Source organism: Candidatus Albibeggiatoa sp. nov. BB20, assembly GCA_016744725.1.
GTDB lineage: Bacteria > Pseudomonadota > Gammaproteobacteria > Beggiatoales > Beggiatoaceae > Albibeggiatoa.
On the sequence record JADGDW010000276.1, the window covers coordinates 1 to 2,749 of the forward strand.

Below are 2,749 nucleotides of genomic sequence, written 5' to 3' on the forward strand. Positions count from 1 at the left end.
CATTAAAATCATATAATAATTACTACCCAATTGAGGAAAAACCATGCGTTACTTAGCATTATGCGGATTATTAACTTTACCCTTATTGGCACAAGCTGATGAACCCTCTTTAACCATTTCAACCAAACGCCTTACTTTAGAAACTGCCACAACGATTGCTCAAAACACAGTTAAAGCCTGTCGTAAAGCAGGTTATCAAGTAGGGGTGACGGTGGTTGATCGTAGCGGTCAGACTCAAGTTGTATTGCGTGACACACTCGCGCCAGAATTAACCGTAACAGTGAGTGGGAAAAAAGCCTATACCGCGATTTCATTCAATAGTGCCACTTCAAACTTAACCGATCGTTTTAGCTCACCGTTTTCTGTACCTAAAATCGATGATCTATTGATTAGTGCGGGTGGCTTACCAATTCAAGCTCAAGGTGGATTACTTGGTGGTGTCGGAGTCAGTGGTGCACCGTCAGGCAAAATTGATGAAGAATGTGCACAAGCGGGTATCGACAGTGTGCTTGACGATTTAGAAATGGAATAAGCAAACATATTCACAGGAGTGCTCAAGCTGTTTTGCTTACACAGAATACATGCGGCACTCCATAACATTCTGATTTATTCTTTAATCAATTCAATTACCACTCATTTTTATAATCTATAAACAAGGTTGAACCAAAATTTTTAGTGGTTTGGGTATTTTCTTCAATATTATTCGGGTCGCCAGAATGATAAGACTGATCTGTGACTTTATGTAAATATCAGTTTGATTTCTTGGGAATATATTTAAATGTAATGTATTTCGTCCACTGCCAAGAACTGCCACCATGATGCTCAACCGTAAAATAACCATTTTTGATTGCAGTACGTTGATACGGATCGCCTAGCATCCCACCACATTCAACACATAACACAACGTGATCGTTACGTGCAGCGAGATGTAATTGATTGCTTGCATCACGAGTCAAAATCAATAAAGGACGTAAAGCATCTTCCTGATCCTGTTCATTCTCTTGCCCCAAAATTAAGATTACATCAGTATATTTATCCCGATTTAAATTGCCCTCAGTCACATCCAAAACCTTGTAACCAATAGGCACAAAATCACTCACATTTCGCCCCACAGTCTGAGCCGATAAACCACTGACGGTATTGATCCCCAAACGACTCTCAAACTCATTAATACGAGATTGATATAAATCGACCAAGCAAGCAATGTCATCAACAGTACATTGTTTTAAACGCTGCTTCAGCCACTTGCGTTGTTCTTGCTTTAGTATTTTTGCCGCCGCTTTTGACAATGATTTGCGCAATGCACTGTAACGCTGACTTAATACACTATCAGCCGAATCTAAATCCGTATTATCACAAATCGCATGTTCAATTGATGCACTCGCTTTTTTACAGTCAAAACTAGCCGCGATACTCGATTGATTAATCAACATAAACAAAGAGACAAAACACAATGTACGAAAGTACATAGCAAACTCCTTTGGTAGTGAATATAGTCATTTTATTTTAAAGTGATACAGGACTGGCAGTCCTTATTTTTAAAAATAATTAATATTTAAAGAATTTCAGGACTGTCAGTCCTCGCACTTAAAATAGGATTGACTATAGTATTTTTATCTGTTTTTTAGATGAGAATAGCTTAAACGATTTATATCAAATCGGGATAGTTTTTATTTGGGACAAAACGAGAGTAAAAAAACCTGACAGAATTGAACCATCAGGTTTTAAACTGATTTTACTGCGCTGGAATCGTTGGCAAATCAGAAACTGTACTTGGTGTTGCAAGTTCTACAGAAGGCATTCCCGTTACAGGGCTGGTTTGAATCATTTCTGTAACACTATTCGCTTGTTGCGTTGCCGTAGAAAAATAAGCCAATGTTAAACTCGTCACAAAAAATGCGGCGGCTAAAATACTCGTAACTTGGGTCAAAAATGAGCCTGAACCACGACTACCAAACACAGTTGCAGAAGCACCGCTACCAAATGCAGCACCTGCTTCCGCGCCTTTACCATGTTGAACCAAAATAAAACCAATTAACCCTGCGCATATTAGAATATGAGCAGTAACAATGATTGAGTGCATAATTACCCTACTTTGCTGCTTGACAGATCGCTAAAAAATCTTCGGCTTTTAATGACGCTCCTCCAATCAATCCACCATCAATGTCTTGCATTGCGGTTAATTCCGCTGCATTTGCTGGTTTCATGCTACCGCCATATAAAATTTGTACTTTGTCCGCAATAGCGGCATCCTGTTCCGCAATACGTCCACGGATAAACGCATGAACTGCTTGTGCTTGCTCAGGCGAGGCGGTTTTACCCGTACCAATTGCCCAAACAGGTTCATAAGCAATAACTGCATTATTTAAGGATGCAATACCATTGGCATTAATCACTGCATCTAACTGACGAGCAACAACCGCTTCTGTTTCACCTGCTTCGCGCTGTTCCAACAATTCGCCTACGCAAATAATTGGGATTAAGCTGTCTGCTTGTGCTTTAGCCGCTTTTTCTGCAACTAATTCGTCAGTTTCACCATATAAACTACGACGCTCAGAGTGACCAACAATCACATATTTACAGGAAAAGTCATTTAACATACAAGTAGAGACTTCGCCTGTAAATGCGCCATTATCTTGCTCAGATACGTTTTGAGCACCATAAGCAATCTTCGTATCCTTAAGTGATTCACTTACTTGTTGCAAATAGACAAAAGGAGCACAAACCACAACTTCTGCTTGTTCTACAC

General features: G+C 39.6%; 4 protein-coding genes. 1 reads left to right on the top strand and 3 read right to left on the bottom strand.

What is annotated here, in order from left to right:
- Positions 1-43: 43 nt before the first annotated feature.
- Positions 44-532: a GlcG/HbpS family heme-binding protein gene (locus ABXH34_RS18485; RefSeq protein ID WP_353573365.1), complete on the top strand. Its 489-nt coding sequence runs from the start codon at positions 44-46 to the stop codon at positions 530-532.
- Between the two features lie 217 nt (positions 533-749).
- On the opposite strand, the gene ABXH34_RS18490 is transcribed toward ABXH34_RS18485, so the two are convergent.
- The 3 genes from ABXH34_RS18490 to tpiA all read right to left on the bottom strand — a co-directional run.
- A complete protein-coding gene (locus ABXH34_RS18490; RefSeq protein WP_353573366.1) occupies positions 750-1,469 on the bottom strand; it encodes a lysozyme inhibitor LprI family protein in 720 nt (239 codons plus the stop codon).
- A gap of 266 nt (positions 1,470-1,735) precedes the next feature.
- The gene (secG, locus tag ABXH34_RS18495; RefSeq protein WP_353573367.1) at positions 1,736-2,083 is read right to left on the bottom strand and encodes a preprotein translocase subunit SecG; all 348 of its coding nucleotides are present in this window, start codon (positions 2,081-2,083) and stop codon (positions 1,736-1,738) included.
- Positions 2,084-2,090: 7 nt separating this feature from the next.
- Positions 2,091-2,749, bottom strand: a 659-nt coding sequence (gene tpiA, locus ABXH34_RS18500) for a triose-phosphate isomerase (protein ID WP_353573368.1), incomplete at its 5' end; no start/stop codon positions are given.

What these genes read in the sequence shown, in the direction of transcription:
- secG (WP_353573367.1), bottom strand. Translation starts at nt 2,083, where the DNA reads ATGCACTCAATCATTGTTACTGCTCATATTCTAATATGCGCAGGGTTA.
- ABXH34_RS18490 (WP_353573366.1), bottom strand. Translation starts at nt 1,469, where the DNA reads ATGTACTTTCGTACATTGTGTTTTGTCTCTTTGTTTATGTTGATTAAT.
- ABXH34_RS18485 (WP_353573365.1), top strand. Translation starts at nt 44, where the DNA reads ATGCGTTACTTAGCATTATGCGGATTATTAACTTTACCCTTATTGGCA.